This window comes from Dyella sp. GSA-30 (assembly GCF_027924605.1).
Classification (GTDB): Bacteria; Pseudomonadota; Gammaproteobacteria; order Xanthomonadales; family Rhodanobacteraceae; genus GSA-30.
This window is the reverse complement of the sequence record NZ_AP027042.1, coordinates 3925515-3952270: the sequence shown is the minus strand read 5'-3', so window position 1 is coordinate 3952270 and position 26756 is coordinate 3925515. Positions and strand designations below refer to the sequence as shown.

19 protein-coding genes are annotated in these 26756 nt (G+C 62.4%); 18 read left to right on the top strand and 1 reads right to left on the bottom strand.

Translation table 11 applies throughout. The annotated features are described in order from the left end of the window. Position 1 precedes the first annotated feature (1 nt). The 18 genes from QMG46_RS16575 (at position 2) to QMG46_RS16490 (ending at position 26114) form a co-directional block, all read left to right on the top strand. Positions 2-568 carry an Hcp family type VI secretion system effector gene (locus QMG46_RS16575; RefSeq protein WP_281848953.1) on the top strand — a complete coding sequence of 189 codons (567 nt, stop codon included), beginning with the start codon at positions 2-4 and terminating at the stop codon, positions 566-568. Between the two features lie 40 nt (positions 569-608). Next, complete coding sequence (locus QMG46_RS16570; protein ID WP_281848952.1) at positions 609-1001, top strand: GPW/gp25 family protein; 393 nt, start codon at positions 609-611, stop codon at positions 999-1001. After that, a complete protein-coding gene (gene tssF / locus QMG46_RS16565; RefSeq protein WP_281848951.1) occupies positions 998-2821 on the top strand; it encodes a type VI secretion system baseplate subunit TssF in 1824 nt (607 codons plus the stop codon). The genes QMG46_RS16570 and tssF overlap by 4 nt, the downstream gene beginning before the upstream one ends. Continuing rightward, positions 2785-3912: a type VI secretion system baseplate subunit TssG gene (gene tssG / locus QMG46_RS16560; RefSeq protein ID WP_281848950.1), complete on the top strand. Its 1128-nt coding sequence runs from the start codon at positions 2785-2787 to the stop codon at positions 3910-3912. Before tssF ends, tssG begins: the two co-directional genes overlap by 37 nt. Continuing rightward, positions 3909-6494, top strand: coding sequence for a contractile injection system protein, VgrG/Pvc8 family (locus tag QMG46_RS16555; RefSeq protein ID WP_281848949.1), 2586 nt, complete (start codon positions 3909-3911; stop codon positions 6492-6494). Before tssG ends, QMG46_RS16555 begins: the two co-directional genes overlap by 4 nt. Before the next feature lie 7 nt (positions 6495-6501). Beyond that, complete coding sequence (locus QMG46_RS16550) at positions 6502-9090, top strand: DUF2169 domain-containing protein (protein WP_281848948.1); 2589 nt, start codon at positions 6502-6504, stop codon at positions 9088-9090. Beyond that, positions 9087-10154 (top strand): pentapeptide repeat-containing protein, encoded by a 1068-nt coding sequence (locus QMG46_RS16545; protein ID WP_281848947.1) that lies wholly within the window; start codon positions 9087-9089, stop codon positions 10152-10154. Before QMG46_RS16550 ends, QMG46_RS16545 begins: the two co-directional genes overlap by 4 nt. Further along, the gene (locus QMG46_RS16540) at positions 10154-10699 is read left to right on the top strand and encodes a DUF3540 domain-containing protein (RefSeq protein ID WP_281848946.1); all 546 of its coding nucleotides are present in this window, start codon (positions 10154-10156) and stop codon (positions 10697-10699) included. Before QMG46_RS16545 ends, QMG46_RS16540 begins: the two co-directional genes overlap by 1 nt. A 3-nt stretch (positions 10700-10702) precedes the next feature. Beyond that, positions 10703-11101 (top strand): DUF4150 domain-containing protein, encoded by a 399-nt coding sequence (locus QMG46_RS16535; protein WP_281848945.1) that lies wholly within the window; start codon positions 10703-10705, stop codon positions 11099-11101. Then, positions 11101-11571, top strand: coding sequence for a hypothetical protein (locus tag QMG46_RS16530; protein WP_281848944.1), 471 nt, complete (start codon positions 11101-11103; stop codon positions 11569-11571). Before QMG46_RS16535 ends, QMG46_RS16530 begins: the two co-directional genes overlap by 1 nt. 8 nt (positions 11572-11579) lie before the next feature. Then, positions 11580-12977, top strand: coding sequence for a type VI secretion system baseplate subunit TssK (gene tssK, locus QMG46_RS16525; protein ID WP_281848943.1), 1398 nt, complete (start codon positions 11580-11582; stop codon positions 12975-12977). Positions 12978-12980: 3 nt separating this feature from the next. Further along, positions 12981-13751, top strand: coding sequence for a DotU family type IV/VI secretion system protein (locus QMG46_RS16520; RefSeq protein ID WP_281848942.1), 771 nt, complete (start codon positions 12981-12983; stop codon positions 13749-13751). A 52-nt stretch (positions 13752-13803) separates the two neighbouring features. Next, positions 13804-17745, top strand: a complete 3942-nt coding sequence (locus QMG46_RS16515; RefSeq protein ID WP_281848941.1) for a type VI secretion system protein — start codon at positions 13804-13806, stop codon at positions 17743-17745. Between the two features lie 29 nt (positions 17746-17774). Further along, positions 17775-18947 carry a type VI secretion system protein TssA gene (tssA, locus tag QMG46_RS16510; protein ID WP_281848939.1) on the top strand — a complete coding sequence of 391 codons (1173 nt, stop codon included), beginning with the start codon at positions 17775-17777 and terminating at the stop codon, positions 18945-18947. 22 nt (positions 18948-18969) lie between these two features. Next, entirely contained in the window at positions 18970-19566 is a 597-nt protein-coding gene (locus QMG46_RS16505) for a hypothetical protein (protein WP_281848938.1), read from the top strand. Between the two features lie 68 nt (positions 19567-19634). Beyond that, positions 19635-20702 carry a hypothetical protein gene (locus tag QMG46_RS16500; RefSeq protein WP_281848937.1) on the top strand — a complete coding sequence of 356 codons (1068 nt, stop codon included), beginning with the start codon at positions 19635-19637 and terminating at the stop codon, positions 20700-20702. Positions 20703-21258: 556 nt separating this feature from the next. Continuing rightward, positions 21259-22968, top strand: a complete 1710-nt coding sequence (locus QMG46_RS16495) for an alpha-L-fucosidase (protein WP_281848936.1) — start codon at positions 21259-21261, stop codon at positions 22966-22968. 143 nt (positions 22969-23111) lie between these two features. Next, complete coding sequence (locus QMG46_RS16490; RefSeq protein WP_281848935.1) at positions 23112-26114, top strand: TonB-dependent receptor plug domain-containing protein; 3003 nt, start codon at positions 23112-23114, stop codon at positions 26112-26114. A 141-nt stretch (positions 26115-26255) separates the two neighbouring features. Here QMG46_RS16490 and QMG46_RS16485 read toward each other — a convergent pair whose 3' ends face one another. Further along, positions 26256-26753 (bottom strand): RidA family protein, encoded by a 498-nt coding sequence (locus QMG46_RS16485; protein WP_281848934.1) that lies wholly within the window; start codon positions 26751-26753, stop codon positions 26256-26258. Positions 26754-26756: the final 3 nt, after the last annotated feature.

The window sequence follows — 26756 nt, the reverse complement described above, 5'->3', positions numbered from 1 at the left end:
CATGGACCTGATTCTCTTGCAACCCGGCGATTCATCGATTTTCGGCGGACCCAACGGCTGGAAAGGCGGTGGCAGCCTGATCGACGACGTATGGCGCGACGAAGTGCTCAAGCTCGGCCAGTGTCTTGAGCTGGTGTCCGTACATCAGGGCATGAAGCAGCAGATCACGACCGATGTCAGCAACTCGGCGCGTACGTCTGGCCGCCCGATCATCACCGAATTCACCTGCGTGAAATACGTGGACAAGACCTCGGTGAAATTCTACGAGTATTGCCTGCGCGCACAGCCGCTGGGCAAGGGCGACAAGAATCCGACCAAGATCTATATCGCGCGAAACTCCGGCGAAAAGACCGCCAATATTCTCACCATCGAACTGCGCGACGCGATCATCAGCGAAATCCAGTTCCAGTCCAATCCGGACGATATGCCCACCGAGCAGTTCAAGCTCAACTTCACTGAAGTGCTGTGGACCTACACCGTGCAGGAAGCCGATATGAACACCTCCGGCAACCTGGCGTCCGGCTGGAGTATCGCGCGCAATCGTCCGATCGGACAGTTCACCAGCTGATCGCAACAAGCAAAGGCGGCTCCGATGGGGAGGGCGTGACGTGCAGTTCTTGATGGAGCGGCTGGTCAATCGAACGGAAACCAGCATGGGACTGGCGCCGCCGTTCGATCTCGCCTCGGCAGTGGCAGCGCAGATACAGCGCATCGTGGAGTGCCGGCCCTATGTCGGCACACGTGGTGCGCGTATCTGCGATTTCGGCATGCCGCCCATTGTCGACACCAGCATCGGCATGTCCGATCACGAGCGCTACGGCGCACGCCTGCTTGACGCCATCGCACGCTACGAACCGCGCCTGCACACGCCGCGATTGGAATGGCTGTCGACCGGCAAGGCATTGCGCCCCTATGCGCTGGTCGTTCATGGCGGTCTGGTGCAAGACGAGGAGCCGATCGTGTTCCGCTTCGAGCTGCCTTGTCCGGACGACCTGGCATGAACGCCGACTCGCCGCGCCTGAAAATCTGGTTCGAACAGGAGCTGACGTCGCTGCGAAACGAGGCCGTCGACTTCGGCGCGTCGTACCCGGCGATCGCCAAGGCGCTGGAACTGAGCGGCGGGCGCAGCAGCGATCCGCACGTGGAAATGCTGATGCAGTCATTCGCCTGGCTGGCCGGGCGCTTGCGCTACCAGTTGGAGACCGATCAGGCGGTGCTGCCCAATGCGCTGCTGGGTCTGCTGTATCCGCATCTTGAAGCGCCGCTGCCGTCGATGATGATTGGCGAAGTCGAGGTGCGCCCGGATGGCGCCAACTTCGCGCATGGAGCAACCCTGGAGCGCGGCCGTTACGTGTATGCGCTCGCCAGCAACGACCTGGGCCAGCAGGTGCGATGCAGGTTCCGTACCTGCTATGCCACACCCCTGTGGCCGCTGAAAGTGACGCATCTGGATGTGATGGCGGCGAATGCCTATCCGCTGGATCCGTCCGACACCCGTACCGCATCCATCGTGCGCGCCACCGTGACCCGGCTGGGCAAGGAGCCGATCCATGCGATGAAGATGCCGATGTTGCGGTTCTGCATCAACGCGGAAAACAAGCAGGCGTATTCGCTCTACGACGCGCTTGCGCTGCACCTGGTGCGCATGGCGGTGCGCATCCCCGATACGGGCGAGCTGCGCTACCTGGACGCGGATCAGCTGCAATGGTGCGGTTTCGGTCAGGACGAGGCGGTGCTGGGCACCAATCCCTTGACGCACCCTGGCTATCGTTTGCTGCAGGAGTATTTTGCGTTTCCGCAGAAGTTTCTGTTCTTCGAGGTGGCCGGGCTCGACCTGACCGGCCTGGACACGCAGTTCGAACTGCTGTTCCTGCTGGATGTGCCGCCGTCTAAGGAAAATGCCTACGATCATCACTTGCTGCGGCTCAATTGTCTGCCCTTGATCAATCTGTTTCCGCAGCGCATCGAGCCGTTCGCGCTGGATCAGCGCCACTACGAATATCGCCTGATCGGCGACGAGCAGAACCATCGTTATTGCGAGATCTACAGCCTCGAACAGTTGGTGTCGATTCGCCCGGATCGCAGCCCCCGTCCGATCGCGCCGTATTTTTCGCTGGACGATCTGCAGCAGATGGACAAGCTGGATTACTTCTATGCCACCCGGCGCGAGGTCAATCAGACCGGTGCGGTGCACGGCACGGAAACCTATGTGTCCTTCCTCGATCCGGAATTCAATGTGCAACAGCCGGCCGAGGAAATGATCGGCGGCACCGCGTTGTGCACCAATCGCCGCCTGCCGTCGCAACTGCTGGTCGGCAGCGTGCTGTACCTGGAGGGTGCCGGCCCGGTCACCTCGCTCAAGGTGGCCAGCAAGCCCACGCCCAATCAGCCACCCCAGATGGTCGGCGAACGGCCCTGGGCGTTGGCGTCGCAACTTTGCCTGAATCATCTGTCGCTGGTTGACGGGCATCGTGGTCCGCCGGTGCTCAAGAACATGCTGCGTCTGCATGTGGGGCCGGCCAGTCTCACCGGTTACCGGCAGATCGACGGGCTGCGTGCGCTCAGCAGCCGGCGCATTCAGAAGCGCATGCCGCGACGTGAAGTGTGGCGTGGGTTTGTCGATTGCCTGCAAGTGCGGGCGCAAGTGGATCTTGGGCATTTCGAAGGTGGCAGCGCGGTGTTGTTCGGCAGCGTGCTGCATCACTTCCTGGCGCTTTATGCGGAGGTCAATACCGTCGTCGAACTGATACTCGAATCTTCCGACCGCCGAGGAGAGCTCAAGTCATGGCAACCCCTGACTGGCGCACAGGTGAACCTCTAGACAACCGGCTGCGTACGCGTCCGGCCAGTTTCGACTTCTTCCAGTGGGTGCGCCTGCAATCGTGGCCGGCGCTCACGGATGTGGCGGGGCGTCGGCGCGGCGCGCGCCAAGTGTCGGCGCAGCTGCGTTTCCGCAGCGAGATGTCGTCGGTATTTCCAGGCAGCGAGATCTCCGGTGGACGGCTACGGATGGAGCGGCGCCGTGCGGCCACCGACCATCGCACCGAACTGTTCGTGTCGAACTTCGTGTTGTCAGGCGTGCTGGGACCGCTACCGGACAGCTTTGCCGAATGGATAAGGCAGCGCCTGGCCGAGCGCGATCCGGCGATGGCCGAGTTCCTGGATATCTTCAACCATCGCCTGAGCACGCTGCGTTATGAGTTGAAGGCCGCCAGTGTGCCGGCCTTTGACGCGTCGCGCCCCGAGTACACGGGTTATGCCGATGCGGTAGGGGCGCTGATGGGATTGACCGCCTTCGAAGGGGAAGGCGCGGCGATCCTCGCGCGTCGCATACCGATTCCGAAGCGTGCGTTGCTGGCGCTGGCCGGCCTGGTCGGCAATGGTCGCAAGAGCGCGGTGCAGGCGCAGATCGTGCTCGGCATTTATCTGCAGGCAGAGGTACGGGTCGAAGAGTGGCTGGGCGCGTGGCGCGATATCGAGCCGCGGGATCAAACACGGTTGGGTCAGCGTACCCTCAAGGACACCGCGCCGCTGGGTCAGCGCGTATGGGTCAATCATGCCGCGGTGGGGCTGCATATCGGGCCGGTATCGTATGCCCGCCTGTGCGTGCTGCTGGACGATCGCGCACACCTTGACAATGGCGCCCGCGAGAACGGCTTCGGTCATGGCTATCGCGGACTCGCGGCGATGGTGCACTACCTGTTCGACCGGCATGTAGACGTCGTCGTCGACATCGCGGTGCAGGACGATGACGTTCCGGCGTCATGGTTGGGTCGTCCGCGTCGTCTGGCCGGTTTTGGCGGCAGCCATGGCCTGCGTTTGGGGCAGACCGCCTGGCTCGATGGAAAACAGGCGCAGGCGCGCCATGTGCGTTTCACCATCCGCGCCGACGCCATGCAGGAGGTCGCATGAGCGCCTTGCCGACCGATAGTGTTGGTCGTACCGCGATCAGGCCGATCGGGCAGGCGGGCAATGCCGACTCGCCGTTGCTCTACCTGCACTGCGCCGTGGCGCTTGCCGGCAATCAGTGGCTGGGCGATGAAACGTTTCGGCTGGTGTCGTTCGAAGGGCAGGAGACAATCTCCGAACCGTTCGACTACCAGTTGCAGCTACGCGGCAACACCTCGCCACGGCAAGGGCGGTCGCTCAACTTCGACGCCATCATCGGGCGGCCGGTCACCGTGGGCTTGAATCTGCCCAATGACGGTGGCGCTCCGGATGCTTCGGCGCGGTTCGTGCAGGCACTGCGCAGCGGTTCGGCGCCGGACATGACCTTGTACAACGGGCTGGTGACCTCATTCGCGATGGATGAGCCCGGTGTCTATCGCATCGGCATGAAGCCCGCATTGTGGAAGATGACGCTTACCAACCGGTACTGCGTGCATGCGCAGATGAATGTGCACGACGTCATCGCCAAACTGATGCGCCTGCATTATCTGGATTACTCGCTGGACGCGGTATCCGGCGAAGACAACATCGCCATTGCGCGCGTGCAGGACTGGCTGCAGGCCGGCGAGAGCGATTTCGAATTCCTGCGCCGCATGATGTCCAAGGCGCACATCTATTACTACTTCAGGCACACAGGCAACAGCCATACCGTGGTGTTCGCCAATCGACCCGCCTATCCCAAGGCGTTCGGCGACCGACCTTTGCGCTACACGCACACCTCGCTTGACGAGTTGGGCATGCAGCAGAACGATGTGGTGTTCCAGTACAGCTATCAGCAGTCATTGACCAGCAGCGGCGTCAACGGGCGGTTCGCGCATCAGGAAAATGCCGCCGACCAGGATCCGGTGCCGACCTTTCAGACCTTCGCTTCGTATACCCCCGCCGATACGGGTGAACTGCCGTTCAATCAATATCGCAGCTACCAGTACGGCATGAGCAGTTCGACCGTGCGCGAGTATGTGCGCACGACGGCGTCGAGCATGGCCGGTTCCGCGCGGCAGCTCTCCGGCGGCAGCACCTGCTCGGGATTTCGCATCGGTTACCAGTTCACGCTCAATGGCGAGGTGGCGCAGGGCATGCATCCTTCGCCGGTGCGGCCGTCGCTCGAAGGCAAGGCTTTTGTGTTGAACAAGGTGCAGCACAAGGCCAGCGCCGACGGTGGCTATACCAACAGTTTCGAGTCCACCGATGCGGCCGCCATGCTTACGCCGTTCTCGGTGGCCGATACCCAGCAGGGCGCGATTCTCGCCAAAGTCGTCGACGTCGCAGGGCAGGGCCCAACGGACTGGCGCTTTTACGAACCAAGCAATTTCGACCCGGAGCTGAGTCGCCTGCGCGATACCCAGGCGGCGCCGCCCAACCTGATGGCCAAGGGCGTGTATGTGCAGTTTTCCAGTCCGGGCGCCACCAGCGCGCCGGTCTGGATCAAGCTGTCGGCAAGCATGCAGACGGTGCCCGAGATCGGCGTGACCGTGCTGGTGGCGCGCGCCAATGACGAGTCCGAGCTGCCTGAGGTGCAGAACATCGTGCAGGCGAACGGCAGCCTGGTCGTGACGCCGTCGGGCTGGACCGCCAATACGCATGTGGGCAGCAATTACTCGACCAGCTACGGCGACGGGCAGAGCATCCGCTTTGGACGTACCTCCGCCTACGATCTGGACCGCGCCGTCGGTATCGTCAACTCGACCTACGAAAGCGGCCAGTACCGCGATACCAGTTACTCGCAAGGGGCCAGCTACAGCTATTCCACCTCCGAAAACGGTGCCAACGGCCTGCTCAGTCGCTCCGATTCGTTCGGCAGCACCTACAGCACACAGGAAGCCAAGGAGGTGTGGAGCAAGAGCACGCTGGGCGGAACGACCAGTTATTCCACGGTCAATGGCGACACCTATGGCGAAGACGTCGTCACCGGCACGGCCACGCGTCTGTCGACGCAGAACATCGTAGTTGGCCATTCGACTACCAATCAGCAAAGCAATATCAACACGATCGGCATGAACAGCTCGATCGACACGATCGGCATGACGACGTCGGTGTCGTCGACCGGCTTGAGCATGGGTACCTCCACGACAGGGCTGGCCGCGCAAGTCGGCCTGACCGGTGTGCGCACCGATGCATCGATCACCGGCATGAGCGACAGCACCTCGGTCACCGGTATCGCACAGTCGATCTCCGCCACCGGCAGCAGCGAGATGACCTCGGCGACCGGTAGCAGCATCCAGACCAATCTCACGGGCCTGAGCACCGGCATGTCGATCACCGGCGTGTCGTCGCAGATGAACATGACCGGCAGCAGCAACGACCTGAGTGTCGTCGGCAGCAGCGCCCGGCTGAGCGTGACCGGCAGCAACAGCAGTATTTCGGTCACCGGCGATACCACCGATGTCAGCGTGACCGGCAGCGAGACGCGCGTAGGTATTCATGGCTCATCGACCGCGGTGGACATTACCGGAACGGGTGCGTCGCTGACGATCGCGGGCGCACGCCTGTCGATGGAAATCGTCGGCCTGAGTATCTCGATTCCGACCATCTATATCTACGTATGAGGCGCGCATGAAGATCGTCAAACCAATGACGCTGGGTCTGATGCATCGCCCCTACCGCTGGCAGGGCAGGCACCGGCTACTGGTCGCGACCTTGAGTTTCTTCACGCTGGGCGGTCGTGTCGACAGCCTGCTGCGCGACAACCTGCAATGGCGCAAGGTGATGGCGGCCCTGCCGTCAGGCCGGCCGCTCGATGAGTTGATGCCCAAGGCGCGTGGCGAGGTGCTGCTTGCCGGGAGCGCATACGCCGCGCACGGCCTGGCAACGACCGAGCAACTGGTGCGATTGAAGCTGGGCAAGATCGACAAGTCATTGCGTGTGCTGGGCGATCGCGAATGGATGTACGGCATGCTGCCGTTCTTCCGGATCACCGAGCCGTCGCCGTTCACGCAGATGCCGTTGAGCTGGAGCCGTGCGTATGGCGGGCAACGGCATCCGGGCAATCCCGAGGGTTGCGGCTACGATCCCAATCCGTTTGCCGCACTGTTCGGCCGCAATCAAGGGCGCATGCCGAATATCGAGAACCCCGATCGCCCGGTACGGGGGCATCGACGCCGCTATGCGCCGGCCGGTTTCGGGCAGCTCGACGTCGGCTGGCTGCCGCGCCGTCAATGGATTGGTACCTATGGGCGACGCTGGCAGAGCGAGCCTTATCCCGGGCTGGCCGACGATACGCATCGCGAGTTCTTCAATGCGGCACCGCTGGATCAGCGCATCCTCGGCTTTTTCGAAGGTGGCGAAAGCTATCGTCTCGAAGGCATGCATCCGACATTGCCGGTCATCGAAGGGCAGCTACCGGAGTTCCGTCCGCGCGCCTTCACGCATCGTGCCGGCCATCCCGCCGATGCGGTCGAAGAAGTGGCGCTCGCATTCGATACGGTGTGGTTCTTCCCGGATGCGGAGCTCGGGATAGCGATTCATCGTGGCGAGATCGACGTCGAAGACAGTCTCGCCCTGGACGTGGAAGCGTTGATGGTGGCGTACGAGCACGCCGGCGATTCGCCGCGTTCGCTCTCGCACTACGGCCAGGTGCTTGCCCTGCGCCTCAATCGCGATACTGCCGCACGGCATGTCTTCAACGAGGCCCAGCTGACGCCGGAGCCCGATGCCGGTGTGCGCGCTACGCGCCAGGCGGAGGAGCTTGAAGAAGTCACGCAGCGACAAGCTGCACAGGCCGAGCGCGATGCCGGGCTTGCCGCCGAGTTCGAGGCAAGCAGCGGCATGCCCGCACCGCCGGCCGTCGCAAGCCTGGTGCCGCCGTTACCCGTGCCTAGCAATGCGGCGATAAAGCGCGGGGATTTTGACCTGGGTGCCTTGCTCGATGCGGCCGAGCAGGTGGGTGCACAGGCCAGCGAACAAGCGCAGGCGCGTCGCAAGGAAGCGGCTGAGCAGTTAGCCGAGCTGCCGGCTGTAGCACCGCAGGCTGCAACCACGATCGAGCAGGCATTGGCACGAGCGAACGGCAAAGGCGAGCCAGGGCTTTCATTGGCCGAATTCGGTGCGATGTTCGGCGTCCCGAGCATATCGATCGAGCAGGTCCAGGACCTGCAACGACGAGGCCGGCTGGCGGCACCACAGCCCAGCGCGTCGGGTTTGCCGCTGACACCGGAAGCCGCTGCGGCGATCGGGCAGTGGATCTTGTTGCGGCTGCGTGAGGGCGGCTCGCTGCATGGCTGCGATCTGGCTGGCGCCAACCTGCGCGGCGCCATGCTCTCGGGGGCGGACTTGCGCGGGGCCTTACTCGAGGCATCCGATCTGAGTGGTGCGCAGCTGGACGGTGCCGATCTCAGCGACGTCGCCTTGACCGGCGCCACCATGGATCAAGCCAACTGTGCGGCCGCGTGTTTCGACGGCGCCAATCTGGCGCGCACACGGGCGCACCGCGCGATTTTTCGTGGCGCTCGCTTCACCGGCACGCAAGCCACCGAAGCCGATTGGCGCGGCGCGGATCTGGCCGGCGCCCGCTTCGAACAATGGGTGGCGCCGAACATCGTGCTCGACGACGCCAACCTGGAGCATGCCACCTTGAGCGATTGCGTCCTGTTGCATGCCAAGGGTGACGGCAGCCGCTGGGCGCATTCGGTCTGGCAGCGCACGGTCGCGCTCGGGTCGAGTTTCCTCAATAGCGACTGGCAGGAAGCGGCACTCAGCCGCAGCGTACTGATGGAATGCCGTTTGAACGACAGCGTGTGGACGGGCGCCGAGCTGAGCCGTGTCCAAGGCGGCGGTGGCGCAGACTGGTCACGTGCCGATCTGCGGCGTGTGCACGCCGGTCATAGCAGCTGGCGCGATGCGACGCTGGTCGATGCCAACCTGAGCGAAGGCGAGTTCCGCGAATGCGATTTCAGCGGTACGCGGCTCAATCACGCCATGCTCGAACACACGCTGTTCTACCGCTCGTTGTTCATGGGCGGCGTGCTCACCTCGTGTCACGCCGAATCGGCGGATTTCTTCCAGGCCATGTGCCGGCGCGCGGATTTTCGCCTGGCCAACCTGCGCGACGCCAACTTCGTGCAAGCCGAATGCACCGAAGCCCTGTTCGAGCATGCCTGCCTCGATGGCGTACGCATCGAGCCGGGCCGGAGTCTGCGCGGATGATCCAGTGGAGCGACATCGAGCATCTGCAACGCCTGGGGCGGCCGCTACATGCGGTGGATCTGGGGGCGCTGGACGGTAGCGGTCGGCAGATCGACAACCTTGTTGCCAGTCGGGTCACCTGGATCGGCGCCGGCCTGCGCCAGAGCCGCCTGAGTGGTGTGGCTTTTGTGGATTGCGACTTGAGCGGAGCGGATTTTCGCGGTGCCGCACTCGACAGCTGCAGCTTCACTCGTTGCCAACTCGGCCAATCACGCTGGGAAGGCGCCACGCTGAATCAGACGGCGATTACTCAGGGAACACTATGCGATACCGCCTGGGGTGCGAGTGGTATCGCCTTGAGCGCGTTCACCCAAGTGGACATGCGCCGGATCGACTTCAACAAGGCCAACCTGCATCGCGCCGTCATCGCGCAAAGCCAGCTGGACGGTGCAGTGTTCGAGCATGCCGTCCTGTCGCAAACGGTGATGCCCGATGTGGACTTTCGCAGCCTCCGGCTGAGGGGGCTGGTCGCGCAGGCATCGGTGCTGCGCGCGGGACGGTTTGATGGCATGGACTTGAGCGGACTATGTCTGCAGCGTTGCATGCTCGAAACGGCAAGCTTTGTCGATGTCGACCTGCACGGAGCCGATCTGCGCGAAGCCAACTGCCGCCAGGCCCGATTCGAGCGCTGCAACCTGCGTGGTGCAAACCTGGGGAACGCCTTGCTGCTGGAATCGACATGGATCGATGTCGACGCCGATGCCGCTCTGTGCGAGGGCAGTCTGTTTCAGTCCGCATCGATGCAGCGTGTTTCGCTACGCAAGGCGCATGCGGGCGGCAGTGTCTGGGATCACAGTCACCTGCAACAGGTCGAGCTTGGCGGCGCCGATCTGCGCTACGCGCGCTTCGACCATGCCCAAGGCGAGGGCATCGGCCTGCAACACGCCAACCTCGCCCATAGCAGTCATCACAACACCCGTTTTGTCGATGTCGATCTGCACGGCGCCCAAAGTCGACGCCTGCGCAGCACGTCACCTGCACGCCTGGTTGCCGAGGCGCGCTCACTTTCTCTGGAGATGCACTGATGTTCGCTGCCCATCGCGCCAAACCTTCACGTCATGCACCGTATTGGTTCGAAGCCGTCATCCATGAAGCGCTTGGCGGCGACTCCTGGCGTCTGGACGACGGCCGGCCGGCTCGTCAGGCGGTGTCCTGCCTGGTGACACCGCAGGCCGGCGATCGCGTGCTGCTGATCAGTGCTGCTGGCGGCGAGCATTTTGTGCTGCACGTGCTTTCGCGCGAAGACGGCGGTCGCGCCACCCTGGCGGTGCCCGGTGCCGACAGCGTGTCGATTCGTCAGGCCAACGTGGATATCTCCAGCCAGACCATTGCCTTGCGCGCCAGTAACGAGATCGAGCTGACTGCGGTGCAGGGGCCGTTGTCGCTCAATGCCCGGCAGATCTTTACCAATGCGTCGGAGTCGCTGGTACAAACCGCGCGCAGCTACATTGGTCAGGTCGAGCAGTTTCTGCTCAACGCCCGGCAACTGCTGCGCCTGCATGGCGAGCAGACGATGATCACTGCGCGGCAGGATGCCAAGATCGATGCCGAACGCATCAGCCTGGGTTGAGCCATGTTCGTCAACACCAACCTTGGCGTGCTGAACCTCGCTTTTCCGGACGTGTGCTTCGTGCCGGTGTTGGGCATTCCCACGCCGATGCCGTTCCCGAATATCGCCTTGTCGTTCGCCGATATTCCCGCGCAGTTCGAAGTGATCGTCGGCGGTGGCCTGGCCGAGAATCTCGTCACGGTCGGTGCGATCAGCAACGGCGACCAGCCCGGTGCGGAAGGCGGTGTGGTGTCGCATCTGTTCATGGGGCCGTTCCGTTCGTTGCTCGGCAGCTTCAAGGTGTTCATGGGCTGCATCCCGTGCACCCACATGCTGGGCGTCGTGGGGCAGAACGGCCTGTTGCCGAATATGGTCGGCGTGTCGCTGACGCCGGCGCAGGTCACCGTGGTGGTGCTCAGCTGATGCGTGGCCTTGCCCGCATCGCATTCATCGTGCTGGCGCTGGTCGCGCTTTCTGGCTGCAGCACGATTGCCAGTCTGCTGCCCGGGCACCAGAAGACGACGAGTCTGAGCAGCGTGCGTGTGGCGGCGCCACCGGGCGCCAATCTCAATTCGGCGACGATGCTCGATATCGTCTTTGTCTATGACACGACCAGTGTCGCCATGCTGCCCAAGAGCGGTCCGGACTGGTTTGCGCAGAAGACGGCCTTGCTGAGCGGCCTGGGTAAGAACATCGATGTCGTATCGCTGCAGATTCCACCGGCCACGGTGATCGACCCGGTGGCGTTGCCCAGCAAGGCCGGCAAGGCGATCGCCGTCTACGGCTTCGCCAATTACCAGGCCAAGGACGGGCAGGCGCGCAGCGACATCACCGCGTATCGGCACGCCGTGGTGTGGCTGGCCGCAACTCAAATCACAGTGACCGAGCAATAGGGCAAGCCATGAACGCCGTCGTCGATACCTTGCCGCCGCTGCCCGAGGCCGTTTCCTGGTCCGAAGGCATGTTGCTTTCGCCGCAGCACTTTCAGCAGAACGATATCTACTGGAATCAATTGCTGCAGCAGCGCCTGGCCATACTCCAGCCGTTTGGCTGGGGTGTGCTGGACATGGCGCTCGACCCGACCGAACTGGTCAAGGGGAGGGTGGTGCTGCAACGCCTGCGCTGCGTCATGCCCGATGGCCTGCTGATCGAGTATCCGGGGCACTTCGCCCCGCTCGATCTGTCGATCGATCTGTCCAAGAACGACTGGACCACTCAGCCACGCGTCATGGTGCACCTGCGTGTTCCCGTGCGCGGCAAGGGGGCAGCGAGCGACATCGGCGACATGCAGCGCTATACGATCGAGCGCGGCAGCATGGAGGCGGACGAAAACACCGGCAAGGACGATATCGTCGTCGATCGCATGCGCCCTAAGATGACCCTGGCGGCGGGCGCCTCGGTGGCCAAGAGCTACTGTTCGTTTCCCTTGCTGGAGTTGTTCGGCGACGCGCGCGGCGTGCATCTGACCAGCTATCACCCGCCGATGTTGCGTACCGACGCCTCGGCCTTCCAGGGCGATGCGGGGCTGCAGCGGCAGTTGGCGACGCTGTCGGAGGCGCTCTGGCAAAAATACCGTGAGCTTCTGGGCGTGCGCCTGGACGACCAGGGGCAGGCGCGCTATGACGCCGAAACCGGTGCTCAGGTGCATGCGGCGCGGTATCTGGTGATGGCGCTGCCGGCGTTCGATGTCATGCTGCAGGCGGGCACGAATCACCCCAGCCAGATGTATCAGGCGTTGGCACAACTGGTGGGGTGTGTGGCGGCGACCTCGGGCGCACCGCAGCCGCCGGCCATGAAAGCCTATGACCACAGCGACTGCCTGCCGCAGTTCCAGCTGGCGATCGGTTACGTGCGCGACCAGTTGGCCCGCCTCAATGCGGACTATCGCGTACTCGAATTCCAGCGCGTCGGCGCCTCGGGTTTCCGCTGCGCGTTGCCGCAAGGCATCGCTACGACAAGCTTGCTGATCGAGCTGCGGCCGAGGGCAGGGCAGAACGTGCAAGGCCTCACGCAATGGCTGGACAGCGCACGCACCGCCGCGGAGGAGCTTATCTATCTGCTGGTGCGCCGTCGCTATCCCGGTGCGACGGTGCGTGCGGCGACGCCGGCCCAGGTCTCCGCGCTCAACCTGCGCCCGGGCGCCTTCGTCTACGAGGTAAGCAACGGCAGCATCGAGGTGGATACCGGCGTGACGCGGCCGTTGATTGCCGATGGCCACACGCTGGTCATTTTGGGCGAACCCGACGAGAACGTGCCGGCGGCCATCACCTTGTATCTGCCGCGCGAGGCCACGCGCTGAGCCATGAGCACCAACGATGCCGCCCCGAGTTTCCTGCTGGCACGCTTCTCCGCCTTCTACGAGGAAGTCGCGCGGATCAAGCTTGCCGCGCAAAAAGGAGAACTCGCGCGGATGCTGCAACCGGCCGAGCCGCATGAGCAGATCGAGCCGCACCAGCTGGCCGAGCGCGTATCGCGCCGTCTGCTGGCGGTGCTCGACCGTCAATCGCGCGATGTCGTCGCCGCGGCGACCGAGGCCGAACTGCAGGCCTATCGGCGCGCGCGCTACGTGATGGTCGCGCTTGCCGACGAGATCTTTATCCTGGACCTGTCCTGGCCGGGTGCCGATCATTGGCCCGAGTACCTGCTGGAATACGCCGTCGAGCGGACCCGTATCGCCGGGCGTCGTTTTTTCGATTACGTCCAGGACCTGATGGGCGTTAGCGAACGCACCGCGCTGGACGCCGATCTGGCCGCCGTGTTGCTGCTCGCCCTGCAGCTCGGCTTTCAGGGCATGTATCGCAGCCACGAAGGACGCCAGAACCCGAAGCTGCGCGAATGTCGTGCGCGGCTCTATCCACTGGCGAGCGGCAAGAAACTCGGCGCGGCCGTGGCACACGCGTTTCCGCAAGCTTATGAGTACACCGTCGTGTCCGATCGCGACAATACGCGCATCGCGTTGGCGCCCTGGTTGCGTGGCGCTGCGTATGGCGCGATCGGATACCTGGTGTTGTCCTCTCTCGTCTGGCTGCTGCTGACCTGGTCGCTGCTCGACGCGATCGGCGGTGCGAAATGAGCGGTGTTGCCATGTTCTGCGCTAACGCGCCGCCCGTTCGACGGGGGGGGCGATGACGTCACTGTTTACCGCTGCGGTAGTGCTGGCTGCGATCGCCTTCGTGCTGATTGCGTGGCTGATGTGGCGCGCCCGTTCGAAACCGGTCGCTGCGCGACCGCCGCAGAATCGCGCCGGCCAGAGTCGCTGGGTCCTGCTGCGCGACAACCTGCGCCGGCGTTATGCCGTGATCGATCGCGCATTCCGATATGTCACCGCGCGCCGCGACTGGCGGTACAGCAGCTCATGGCTGTTGCTGATGGGATTCCCCGGTGACGGCAAGAGCAGCATCGCCGCGTCGATGCCCGACAACATGTTGCGTGCCTCGCAGCGCCGAGATGCCCGGCAAGAGGCCTATCTCAATGCCGCCGCGCCGAACACGCAGTGGCGCTTTCTCGAAAAAGGCATTCTGATCGATCCCGATCGCGTGATGGGCGAACCGCCCGCCACCTCCGCGACCGATCCGCGCTGGCCGGCGATCATTGCCGATCTCGACAGCCTGCGTCCGGACCGTGCGATCGACGGCATCGTCTGGGTGATTTCCGCGGCACGTCTTCAGGCGGCGACCGAAGCCGAACGCCAGGCGTTGGGACGCTATGCCTATGCGCGCGTGCATGAGCTGCAGGACGCATTCGCCTATGCCTTGCCGGTGTATGTGGTCGTCAGCCAGTGCGACAGCCTGGTCGGATTCGATGCGTTCTGGCAGGCGCAGGATGCAAGGCTGCGCAATGAAATCGTCGGCTGGTCCAGTCCCAGCATCGACGACAACGGCCTGCCGGCCGAATGGGTGCCCAAGGTATTCAACAAGCTGATCGAGAGCATGCGCGCGCTGGTGCTGGCCACGGCGACCAGCAAGGACGAGATCAAGGACGTCGACGACTTTTTCCTGTTCCCGCAGCATATGCGCAGTCTGGAAAAGCCGCTTCTGAGCTTTCTCGAGGCATTGTTCAAGCCTAACGTCTACGAAACCCGTTCGTTCTGCCGTGGCGTCTACTTCACTGGCGCCATCGGTGCGAGCGCAGCCGCCAAGAGCGCCGTGCCGCGCAAGGACATCGCCTTCGCTGCCGGGCTGATCGAGGACAAGGCGCTGGCCGAACAGCGCCTGGCCCAACGTACGCAGAAAGGCTTGCTTGCGCGCAATCGTCTGATCCGCCGACTGCAATTGAGCCTGATCGGCATCGCGATCGCACTGGCGATTGCGTTGCCGTGGAGCGCGGCCCAGGTCAATCACCATGCGCAGACCTTGCGCGATACCTTGCTCAATATTTCCGTCAACAGCAAATCGTTGAGCCAGCACAGTTGCCTGGATCAGGAACGCATCTACAAGCTGGTCGGGCAGATTTCGTCGCTGAACGAGCGCACGCGGTACACCGCCATCCCGCTGTCGTGGGTCGACCGGCGCATCAATCACGGGGTTACCGACGTGCTGTCGGGCAACGCCTTGCAGCAAGTCGTGATGCCGTCGCTTGCTTGCAAGCTGCAGCAGAAAATCGATGCGCTTTCGGCAGCATCACTGCAGATATCCGAATCCTTGTCGACACCGGATGCGGCTTACGCCAACGACCAGAAGCAGCTGAAGCATCAGCTCAGTGAACTGGCTGTATTGGAGGAGAACCTGCAGCGCTTTTCCAATATCGCGCAGCCGGGCATGATCGATGAGCGCCGTCTGCTGCTGGATTTCGGCACGCTGACCGATTACGTGTATGGCAAGCCGTTGCCCGAGGAGACGCTCAAGCACGACAGCCCCCTGGCCGATGCGCTGCTCGAGGCCACCTATGCCAACGCGCCCGCGGTCACGCCTGAAATACGCGAGCACATGGTGAAGCAGTTCGACAGCATGGCGGCACAGGCGCAGGGCGATCTGCTACGGCGTACCGGTGCGGGCGTGCCGCTGCTCTCCTCGTTGCAGGAGGGCAAGCCGCCGCTGCTCGATACCTTGCGCAGTTTCAACGGCTGGCTCGATTGGGTCCATATCGCCTGGCTGCACAGCACGCCCACCGACAATCCGTGCACCCGCATGGGCGCGGAGATTGCACCGGGCATCGAGGATCTGATTCGCGACCATCACTACGATCCCAGTCTGCGCAATACGCTGGCGCGCTTTGACAGCACCTCATGCTATCAACCGGCGGTCGACGAACTGCGCAGCGCAACGCTGCCGCCGTACGGCGCGCTGTTCCTGGTCAATCCGACTAATCACGAGCTGGAGGGCATCAGCCCGGGACTCAGTGGCGAGGCCAGTGGCCTGCGCGCGCTGGCCCAGGTGGGTTTCATGCAGCTCAAGTCGCCCGAGTCGTACAGTTGCAACGGTGCTGCCGGTGGCTGGAATCCCAGCACGTTCGATCAGCTGTTGGCGCAGCTTCGCGAGTACCAGGTTTTCGCGAGCCAGGAAAAGATCAGCCAGCTGACCCCGGCGGCCAAGCAGCCCTTGTACGACCGGCTCGCGCGCATTCAACTGCAGCTTGCCCTGCAGGACAGTCTGGCGCGCAACCAGCGTGCGCAAGTAGAACCGATCGATACCGGCCTGGACGCGAGTTCGCAGCTCGATCGCGAACTTTCCGACGAAAGCGCCAACCTGGCTGCCGCGCTCGATCCGCTGCTGCAATCGCAGCAGCGCATGCGTCAGCTGGGACTGGGCACGGTGGCCGACGAGGTGGGGCAGTGCGCGCAAAACTATGGATCGAGCATGTTGCTCGACGTGTCGGCGCTGGCATCGTCCAGCCATCTCTACGATCCGGCGATACAGCCCGGAGAGGACGACGCTGCTCTCTTGTTCGATCTGGGCGCGACGCCGGTACTGCAAGGGTATCTCGACCGGCAATTGCAGCGGGTGCAGGTGCTGTCGCGTTACGCGGCGCCGTTCGTCACCCTGCTCAAGCAGACCCAGGGCGTCAATAACAGCCAGCGCGTCAACGCCCAGACGGATACGTACTGGGGCAATACGATCAGCGAGCTCAATCGCGCGGTGCAGTTTGCCGACCCGGCCGGGCAGACGGCGCACTTGAACGACTTTTTCCTCAAGCAGCTGGGCGCGCTGAGCTACGCTAATTGCGATGCCACGCTCAACGGCTATGCATCGGCCGCGACCGGAAACGATCTGTTTTCGATGCGCCGTACCGCGATGGAAAAAATCGCGCATGCCGCGTGCGTCGGGCACGGCCAATCCGGTTCGGATCTGCATTACATGCGGATCGGCATGCTGTTCAACAGCCAGGTCGCGGGGCGATATCCGTTCGGGCCTGCCGATTCGCGCGAGGTTTCGCCGGCGGTCGTCAAAGCGTTCTTTGCCTATTACGCCAAGGAAAAACCGGAACTCGAAACCTGGCTGACGAACGCCAAAGGCAGCAAGGCCGCACAGATGAAGGCGTTCATCACCCAGCTCGATGGCGTGCAGGCGTTTTTCGCTGGCAATCTTTCGGCGACGCCGCAGAGCGCGCCGATCAACCTGGATATCGGCTTCCGCGCGTTGCCTGGCGATTCGCCGGTAAGCAACCAGCTGATCGGCTGGACGGTACGAGCCGGTGACAACCAGACCGTTACCTGGCCAGGGTCGAGTACGACACTCAGTTGGAGCTTCGGTGATCCGGCCACCCTGGATCTGCAATGGGCCGACCGCTCGCACTACACGCCGTTGCCCGATGGTACGCAAGGCGACTTGAGCGTGAGCGGCTATCACGCAGTGTTCCAGGCCGGTGGCGCATGGGCCGTACTGCGTTGGCTCGATACCCATGCCGCGCCGGCGTCGATCAGCCCGCTGGATCCGAATCAGCGCCTGCTGCGATTCCAGGTGCCGGTACTGGACAACACCGCGCCAGCGGGTACAGGCAAGGGAGCGGCATCGACCAGCAATGCCGACTTCTACCTCACGGTGAAGTTTTCCGGTGTCGACCCGGCCACCAGGGCACCCGTATCGCTCGAACCGCCCACATTTCCGCGGGAGGCGCCCGTCCTGTGGTGACTCTCGCTGCCAGAGAAGGAATCGAAACCATGAGCCTGCATGCCCTCGCGATGCCGACGGCACCCGACGATACGACGGTCTTGCCGGACGACGACGGGTATTTCCAGCGTTACCACGGCATCCCGTTGGCGCGTTTGTTGGCGCCATTGGAAGGCACGTTTCCGACCGGCCTGCCGATGCGCGGAACGATGAGTTACCGCATGGTGGAGCAGGCGCGCCATAGCGACGACGCCACCTTGCCGATGGGCTCCTGGGCAGTCGAGCTCAAGCGCGCCAACTGGCCGAAAACATCATCGCTGATCGTCAATGCGCTCGATGGGGTCGGCAAGGATCTGCAATTTGCCTCATGGCTGTTCGAGGCCGAGTTGAACCAGCGTGGCTTCGCCGCCATCGCTCCTTGCTTCATCTTGTTGCGCGGCCTGTGCGAGACATGGTGGAACGAGCTGCATCCACAGGGCGACAACGGCGACTTCGACGCGCGTTGCAATATCGTGCGTTGGCTCAACGAAAAGCTGCTGACCACCTTGTCGCTGCTGCCGCTGGTCGACGACGGCGACCGGGCGGCCAGCTGGTCGCACTGGGAGCTGGCGCATTACTACGAACGCCTGCGCGCCGTGCATGGCGATCTGCCGGACGAAGCGCGGGACGCGGCGACGCTGGACGATCTGCACGAGTTGCTGGCGGCGAGCAACGCGCAGGCATTGCGCGAACGATATGCGGAACTTCAGCAGGGGCGTGAGGCAATCGCTGCGTTCGAACGTTTTCTGCGCGAACGGCTCGGTCACGACGCACCCTCGCTGAACAAGCTGGACGACATGCTCGCCAAGGTCCAGGCGCCGCTGCGTGGCGAAATGGCCCGGCGAGGCGAGGGCATGGAGCGTGTGCCTGCCGTGGCGGCCACGTATGCGGAGGATATCGACGAATCGATGCATGAAGATGTTGATGAGGTCGATGACACCGGCGAAGCGACGAATCCGCTGGCCCGGCTGCTTGGCGATCGCGAGCACGCCTATCGCGTCCTGGCCGAGATCGGCGACTACCTCATGCAAGTAGAGCCACACAGTCCGGTGCCTTATCTGATTCGACGCGCCGTGGCGTGGGGCCAACTCAATGCGGCCGAGTTGTATCAGGAGGTATTTCTAAAATCCGGCGGCCGGATCGATGTCTTCGATCTACTTGCCCATGATGCCGATCCATCATGAATCAACCAATTGGGGGTGAACCATGCCTAAGCAAAAAACGCGAAAAAGCGATTGGAGTCGTTTCGACGTCAAGGATAATGGCGTAAAGAGAGCGCGTGTTACTCACTCGACCAGCGACAGCGCCAAGTACCAGGCGTTCAAGGCGGCGGCAAACGTGGTGCGTACCCAGGGCTTTGGTCATCGACAGGAGAACCTTGCGGGCAATATCAAGCGAGCGCTTGTCTCCGGTACGCTGCGTCGTCGGAACCCCGGCGCCAAACGCGATGTGCTGACGAACGTCGGCGTGCTCAATCCGCTGTTTGTGCCGGCGATCAACAACAAGTCGCATTTATTGCCGGACATTCTTGGTGGGCCAAGCATCCAGCAGAATCTGATCAACGAGCACCGCACCATCAACCTCAGTGCGCATAAGCCGGTCGAAAATCGGATTGGCCGGTTCATCGCGGATGCTACGCCGACCGGCGAAAAGAAACCGTTGAAGCGCCGAGGCAGCATTGTGATCGTCGATTCGTTCCACCCGGCAACCGGCGTACCCACACAGCGCGACTATCACGTTCACACCGACGCCGGTAACGGCGTGGCCGAACGGTTCGACAAATTCACCGTCAAGCACTTGTAGTAGTCCCCGGCGAGCGATGCATCATGCCAAAGTCGACGAAAGATCAGCTTTCAGTCAGAAGCGCCTTCATGAGCGCGCGCAACAGCGTGCGCTACGTGATGGGGAAAATGCCGCCCAAGCAGCACCGGCGCATGGCGCGTCTCGCTCGCAAGGGTTTGAATCCGGTGGTCAAGCAACAACTCAAGCAGCTTCAGACGCCGTGGGTTCATTGGATAACACATCCAGGGGCGGCCGCCTATAACGCAGCTATCCGGGTGACGGCAAAGCCGCTGCTGACCAGCCGCCCGGGAGCCTTGCCGACGTTTGTCGGAACAGGTTTGGATGAAAACGTCGCCACCCGTCTTCTGAAGCAACGTGCGAACTTGGCCGGTATCACGGCGCCACAGGCGGAGGATATCTTTGGTTCGCGCTCTCGTACCGCCGATCTGGTGTGGCGAACCGCCCACCCTGGCGGCGCTCCCGCACCCGGAAGCTGGGAGCCTATTGCCGGTCATACACCGGCGATCAAAGACCAGCTTGTCGGTGGCACCAAGGGTGCGCGCACGTCCGAACACAACACAAGAGACCATGCGCGCGAACATGCCATTAATACGACCGTGGCCGATGTCGCCTCGCCCAATCGCTTCGGGGATATCGCGGTGATGAGCTCGCTGGCCACGATCAAGCATATGGCCAGCCCATCGACCGAACTGAATCTGGCCAAGGCCGATATGGCAGCTATGCCGACCCCGCGCTACGCCGCACTGACCGGCACCGGCGACCTGCGCCAACCGCATCATTTCGATAGCCTGGTAGCGCACGTCCAAGAGGAGCGTGAGCGCAAGAAATGGGAAGTCGGCGCGGTCATGCACGGGGACGATCGGCTGAGTCCATTGGTGCCGCCGGTGATTCGAAGCTACCTGGGCACGCATGGCAATGATCCACACAAGGCCATGGAAAGCTTTCGTCGCGATGTGCATGGCTGGCAGATGTTTGCCCCACCAGTCAACACGTCGGTGTCTTCGGATACGCGAAACCTTGACGGCAAATCGCTGCACCAGATGGCGACAAAGACCCAGCAAACCGGTCGTCGGCAACGTGCGCTCAGCGACGCGCGGATATTGCCGCCGGTGGCGCCGGGCAATAGCCGCGGCTGATCAATGCATCGACGGATGTGAGATGGGTGCTTTGGGTGCGGGGCGCGCGGCGATCATGCCGCCAGGTAAGCCCTACCGGCGCTTTCGTGAATTCAAGCTTTCGTGAAGCTGTCTGCTGCGACGCGACTTGCCTCGATCTAAACCGGAATTCTAAGCTTTTGGATCGACGTGGCAGCGGACCGCGCACGCTGGCCTGATGGGCCTACTACGGCGAAACCTTCAGTGGGGACATTACCCGACCCTTCAGAGCCGGGCGCTCGGCCTACCTTATGTTTATATATAAAGTATGAGTTTACAAATGAACGCGACATTATGCGCGACCTCTCCAGAATTCCTGTTGCAATGCGACTTGCATCGATTTAAATTCGGGCTATAAGGTGCCTTTCAAGATAAATATGAACTTTAAGTTCGTATATGAATGATCTCTCGCGGGGGCGAGCGAACTAAGGGCGCACCACGGCGGCCGGGAAAGACGGGGTATGCAGAGCATGAGCTCGATACAGCTAAGTAGCGGTACAGCGGTGCAGCCAACCTGGCCTGCGCGACGGTTGTGCGCATGAAAGACGTGGACTGTGGCTTGGGCGAAGTCGGCAAGGCCTGTGCCCGGACTGCGTTGATTGTCGGCGTCACGCTCGGACTCGCGGCGACTGCGGCCGCTGCTCAACAGACGATTACTCCACCCGATGCGGCCACGATCGAACGGCAATGGGTCGCCGCGAACCGCCCGTACGACGAAGCGCGCAAGAGCATTCTTGCGCAGGTACAGACGACGGCCTGGCAAGGGCCGATGCAGCCGGATTGGCAGAGTCTGACCGCCTACAGCACGCCCGAATGGTATCGGGATGCCAAGTTCGGCATCTTCATCCACTGGGGCGTGTATTCGGTAGCGGCCTACAAGGGCGAGTGGTATCCGCGCCACATGTATGAGCGCGACGGCGAGTACGCCAACTATCACCAGCACCAGGTGGACACGTATGGCCCGATGCCGCAGGTCGGCTACAAGGATCTGATTCCTCGCTTCAAGGCCGAACACTTCGATCCGCAAGCGTGGGCCAGCCTGTTCCGCGAAGCGGGCGCGCGCTTCGTGGTGCCGGTCGCCGAGCACCACGATGGGTTTGCCATGTACGACTCGAAACTGTCGGACTGGACCGCGGTGAAGATGGGGCCCAAGCGCGACGTGATCGGCGAACTGGCCAAGGCCATTCGTGCGCAGGGCATGAAGCTTGGCTTGTCGTCGCATCGTGCCGAACACGACTGGTTCTACGAATACGGTCGTCGCTTCGACTCGGACGTCAACGATCCGCGATATGCCGCGCTGTACGGTCCGGCGCACCCGCTGCAATCGACCAAAGGTGAAGACGGCCGGGAGGTCGACTGGACGCTCGTGTCCGATGCCTACCTCGACGATTGGCTGGCGCGCTCGGCCGAGATCGTGCAGGACTATCACCCCGACCTGATGTATTTCGACTGGTGGATCGGGCAGCCGCGCTTCCGTGGCGCGTTGGCCGATTTCGCCGCGTTCTATTACAACCAGGCCGCGGCCCGCCAGCAGGGCGTGGTGCTCGACTACAAGCTGGACGATATGCGTCCCGGCACCGGCACTTTGAACATCGAGCGTGGGCAGGCGGCGGAGATCCGCGAACAACCCTGGCAGACCGAAACCTCGATCAGTCCGGACTCGTGGGGCTACGCCGAAGGCGACACCTACAAGACGCCGGACGAAATCGTGCAACTGCTTGCCGATGTCGTCAGCAAGAACGGCGATCTGCTGTTGAACATCGGGCCCAAGGCCGACGGCAGCATTCCCGAGCCGGCGCGAAACATCCTGCAGGCGATCGGCCAATGGCTGCATGCCAACGGTGAAGCGATCTATGGAACGCGACCGTGGCAACGTTTCGGCGAAGGTCCGACCCAGGTCGTTGCCGGTACCATGGCGGACACCAAGACCAAGCCGTATACCGCGGAAGATTTCCGCTTCACGCGCAAGGGCGATCAGCTCTACGCGATCGAGCTGGGCTGGCCTGCGACCGGACATGCGCTGATTCGTTCGATCGGGCCGACGCTGAAAGTGACGGCGGTGACCTTGCTGGCAACCGGCAAACCGGTGCCTTACAAGCAGCAACCCGATGGCCTTCATCTTGATCTGCCGGCACAGCCGGCGGGTGTGCATGCCTACGCCTATCGCATCGGTCTGGATGCGCGTGGGAAGGAAGCGAATACAACAGGGATGACATCGCTAGCGGATGGCATGGAGAAAAACCGATAAAGCCGTTACGCCGCTTTGTCACGAGTAGGAAAGCTTGAAGCGTCTGTTCCGTGCAGGGGAGAGCAACAACGGATCGGTGCAGGTGAACGAACGCGATTTTAAAAGCAATCACAACATTGAAAGTTTCACGGGGAGAGGTAACCATGAACAAAATCTTTTTGCGACATAGCGTACTGGCCAGTTCTCTGGCGCTGGCGCTTTTCACGCCACACGCGTTCGCGCAGTCGGCGTCGTCCGGTAGCGATCAATCATCCACGCAGCAGGACGCGCAGTCGTCGAGCAAGCCGGACAAGGCGGTCGAGCTGAAGGAGGTCACGGTCACCGGTTCGATGATCCCGCGCGTGCAAGTGGAGGGACCGGCGCCCGTGATTAGCCTCACCGGCGAGCAGATCAAGCAGCAGGGCTTCACCACGCTGTGGGAATTCCTCGATTCGCTGCCGCAGGTGGGGCAGCAGTCATCGGATCCGGCCGCTTGGGGTTCGAGCTCGGTCAATGCGCGCTCGGTCAACCTGCGTAGCCTGGGCCCTGGCTTCAGCCTGCTGATGATCGACGGGCATCGCGTGGTCGATTATCCGCAGCCGTTGAACAAGCAGAGCAACTTCCAGAATTACAACAATATCCCCACCGGCATGATCGACCATGTCGAAATCCTGGCCTCCGGCGCTTCGTCGATTTACGGTTCGGATGCGGTGGCGGGTGTGGTCAACGTCATCCTGAAGAAGAACTATCAGGGTGACGAACTGCAGGTCACTGGCGGCGGTGCTACGCGCGGTGGCCGCGCCTATGGCGACATCAACTTCTTTGGTGGCAAGTCCGGCGACAACTGGCACGTCATCTACAACCTGGAGAAGTCCAACCGCACGGCGTTGTGGGGTATGGATCGCCCGTATCAGGACTCGGTGTCCGATGCAGGCTACGGCTCCTGGGGCCCGGCTTCCCGCATGTTCGGTTACCAGTATGACGCGGCCGGCGCCGTCGCCCTCTCCGCGATGAACGGCAACGGCCAGTACATCACGCCGCCGACGGGCACCTGCGGCAAGTTCACCAACTCGCAGTTGAGCCAGTCGCATAGCGTTACCGCCAACGGCACGCAGATCGCCAGCGTGACCGACAACGGCTTCTACTGTTCGCAGCCCGCGCTGTTCCAGAACTGGGTGCTGACTCCCGGTAGCCGCAGCAACAACGGTTTCATAGCCGGCGAGTATGACCTCAAGAACGGCTTGCAGCTTTATGGTTCGGCGGCCCTGTATCAGACCGTGGGTATCTCCAATACCCAGTTGAACGTCTTCGGTACCGGGCAGTTCTACGACCAGGCGACGGGGCAGGTGATCAACCAGGCGATCCGCCAGTTGACCGCGCAGGAAATGGGCACGTCGGCCAATACCCATGATCGCGAGGTGAACTGGAACCTGCAGGCGGGCGTGCGTGGCACGATATTCGACGGCAAGTTCAACTGGGATTTGAACCTCAACACCCAGAAGTACATCGTCCGCGAGGATTACACCGCGTACAACAGCCAGGGCATGCAGAACTTTTTCCTCGGCAAGCAGCTGGGTACCACCGCCGATGGCTTGCCTATTTACAACATGAACTGGCAGCAGTGGTGGAACCCGATCACGCCACAGCAGTACAGCCAGTTCGCCGTCAACGGCGAGAACACGTCGTCGTCGTGGCTGGACCAGGCGCAGTTCCGCATCAACGGCGACCTGTTCAAGTTCCCGTGGGTGGACGAATCGGTAGGTTGGGCAGCGGTACTGGAAGCTGCGCACAACGGGTTCCTGCTCTCGCCCGACTCGCGCGGTACCGACCCGAACACGTTCCAGAACCCGTTCGGGGCGAATCTCACCGGTGGCGGCACTCGCCAGCGTTATTCGCTGGGCACCGAGTTCCGCGTGCCGGTGATCGACTCGCTGACCTGGACCATCTCCGGTCGCCTGGATAAGTACAACGACGCCAGCAAGGCTGACATTGCCCGCACCTGGGGTACCGGCCTCGAATACCGTCCGTATGACGGTCTATTGCTGCGCGGCAGCTACGGCACCAACTTCAAGGCGCCGGACATGCAGGCCATCTACCTGACCGGCTCTACCTCGCCGATCGGTGATTTCATCGATCCCCTGCAATGTATCAACGCCATCAAGCAAGGCCAGAACAACAACACCTGGTGCAGCCAGGTACAGCGCCCACCCTCGCAGTACTACACCTTGTACACCAACGGTAGCCGCCTGCTGTTGCCGCAGACCGGTCACTCCTGGACCTACGGTTTCGTGTGGCAGGTTCCGGGCGTGCAGGGTCTGTCGTTCTCGGCCGACTACTGGCACATGGGCGTGGACAACGCCATCCAGTACCTCGACCAGAACACCGTGCTGAACGACGAAGCCGGCTGTCTTACCGGCGTGAAGCCGAATGGCACCTCCGGTCTGTCGCCCTATACGGCACACGTACCGGGTTCGGCGTATTGCGCGATGGTGACCCAGATGGTTCAGCGCAACGCGTCTGGCCAGATCGTTTCGGTACAGTCCGGCCCGATCAACGAGGCATCGTTGTATGTGAGCGGTGTGGATGCGTCGCTGGACTACAAGTTCCACACCGACAATGCCGGTGATTTCCGCGCCAACATCAACTACACCAACAACCTCTCGTACAAGCAGCGCGTGCTGGCGTCTGATCCGTTGCAGAACACCCGTTATAACAACGTGGCGAGCAGGGTTACGTGGATCGCCGACTGGAACAAGGGCGACTGGAACGTGTCCGTCTCCGGCGTACGCGACGGCAGCATGCGCGCTCCGAACTACGGTGGTTGCGATGTGCTACCCAATGGCATCCAGCCGGGCATGGTGACGGTGCCCAATGGCGGCGAATCGGTCAGTACCGGTATTTGCCAGGTGACTCAGGATGGCAACCAGGTCAACGTTGCCGACACCATGTACAAGGGCAGGACGCCGGTGTGGATCACCTGGAATACTGCGGTCGGCTGGCAGATCAACAAGGAAACCACGCTGAAGTTCACCGTGTCCAACATCTTCGACAAGGTCTCAACGATCCCGTATTACGCCGGTGGCTTCGAGTTCGTCACGACGGGCCAGACCGCCAGCGAATACAACGGTCGCGAGATGTTCCTGACGTTCGATTACAAGCTTGATTGAGGCTGGGTGACTTGAGCGTTTCTACCTGATCGAGGTATGACTCGCCTGAGTTTGTTCAATAGATCGGCCCCGGCACTGCCGGGGCCGATCTGCGTAGGATGGTAAGTGTTTTTGCTATGGCAGGCGTGTTCCGATCTGGATTCAAGGGCGAACCGCGATCACCTCGATTTCCACGCGATAGCCGGGGTTGCCCAATGCGGCTACCTGGAAGGCCGAACGTGCCGGTAGATTGGGTTGCTCCTTGGTACCGAAGAACTGCGTATAGCCGGCCATGAAGCCGGCGAAATCCATGTGGCCACCATGGCTTTCGTTGCCGACCAGAAAGACCTGCATCTTCACGACATTGCTTAGGCTCAAATGCATGCTCTTGAGCTGTTTGTCGATGGCTGTCAGTACGCCGATGGTCTGCGTCTTGGTGTCGCCATAGGCAGCCACCGAGTCCTTGGGGGCTTTCGGGTCGACGACCGGTGGCACGTTGCCACTGACGTAGATCGTCGCTTTGCCGGCTGGGACTTCGACGGCGGCGGAAATGGGGAAGGTGCTATCGGGGATCTTGTAACGCACGACATCGTCGGCGAGAGCGTTCAAAGAGGCCGTAGCAAAAGCAGCAAGCAGAACAACACGTCCGATCGTAAACATGAA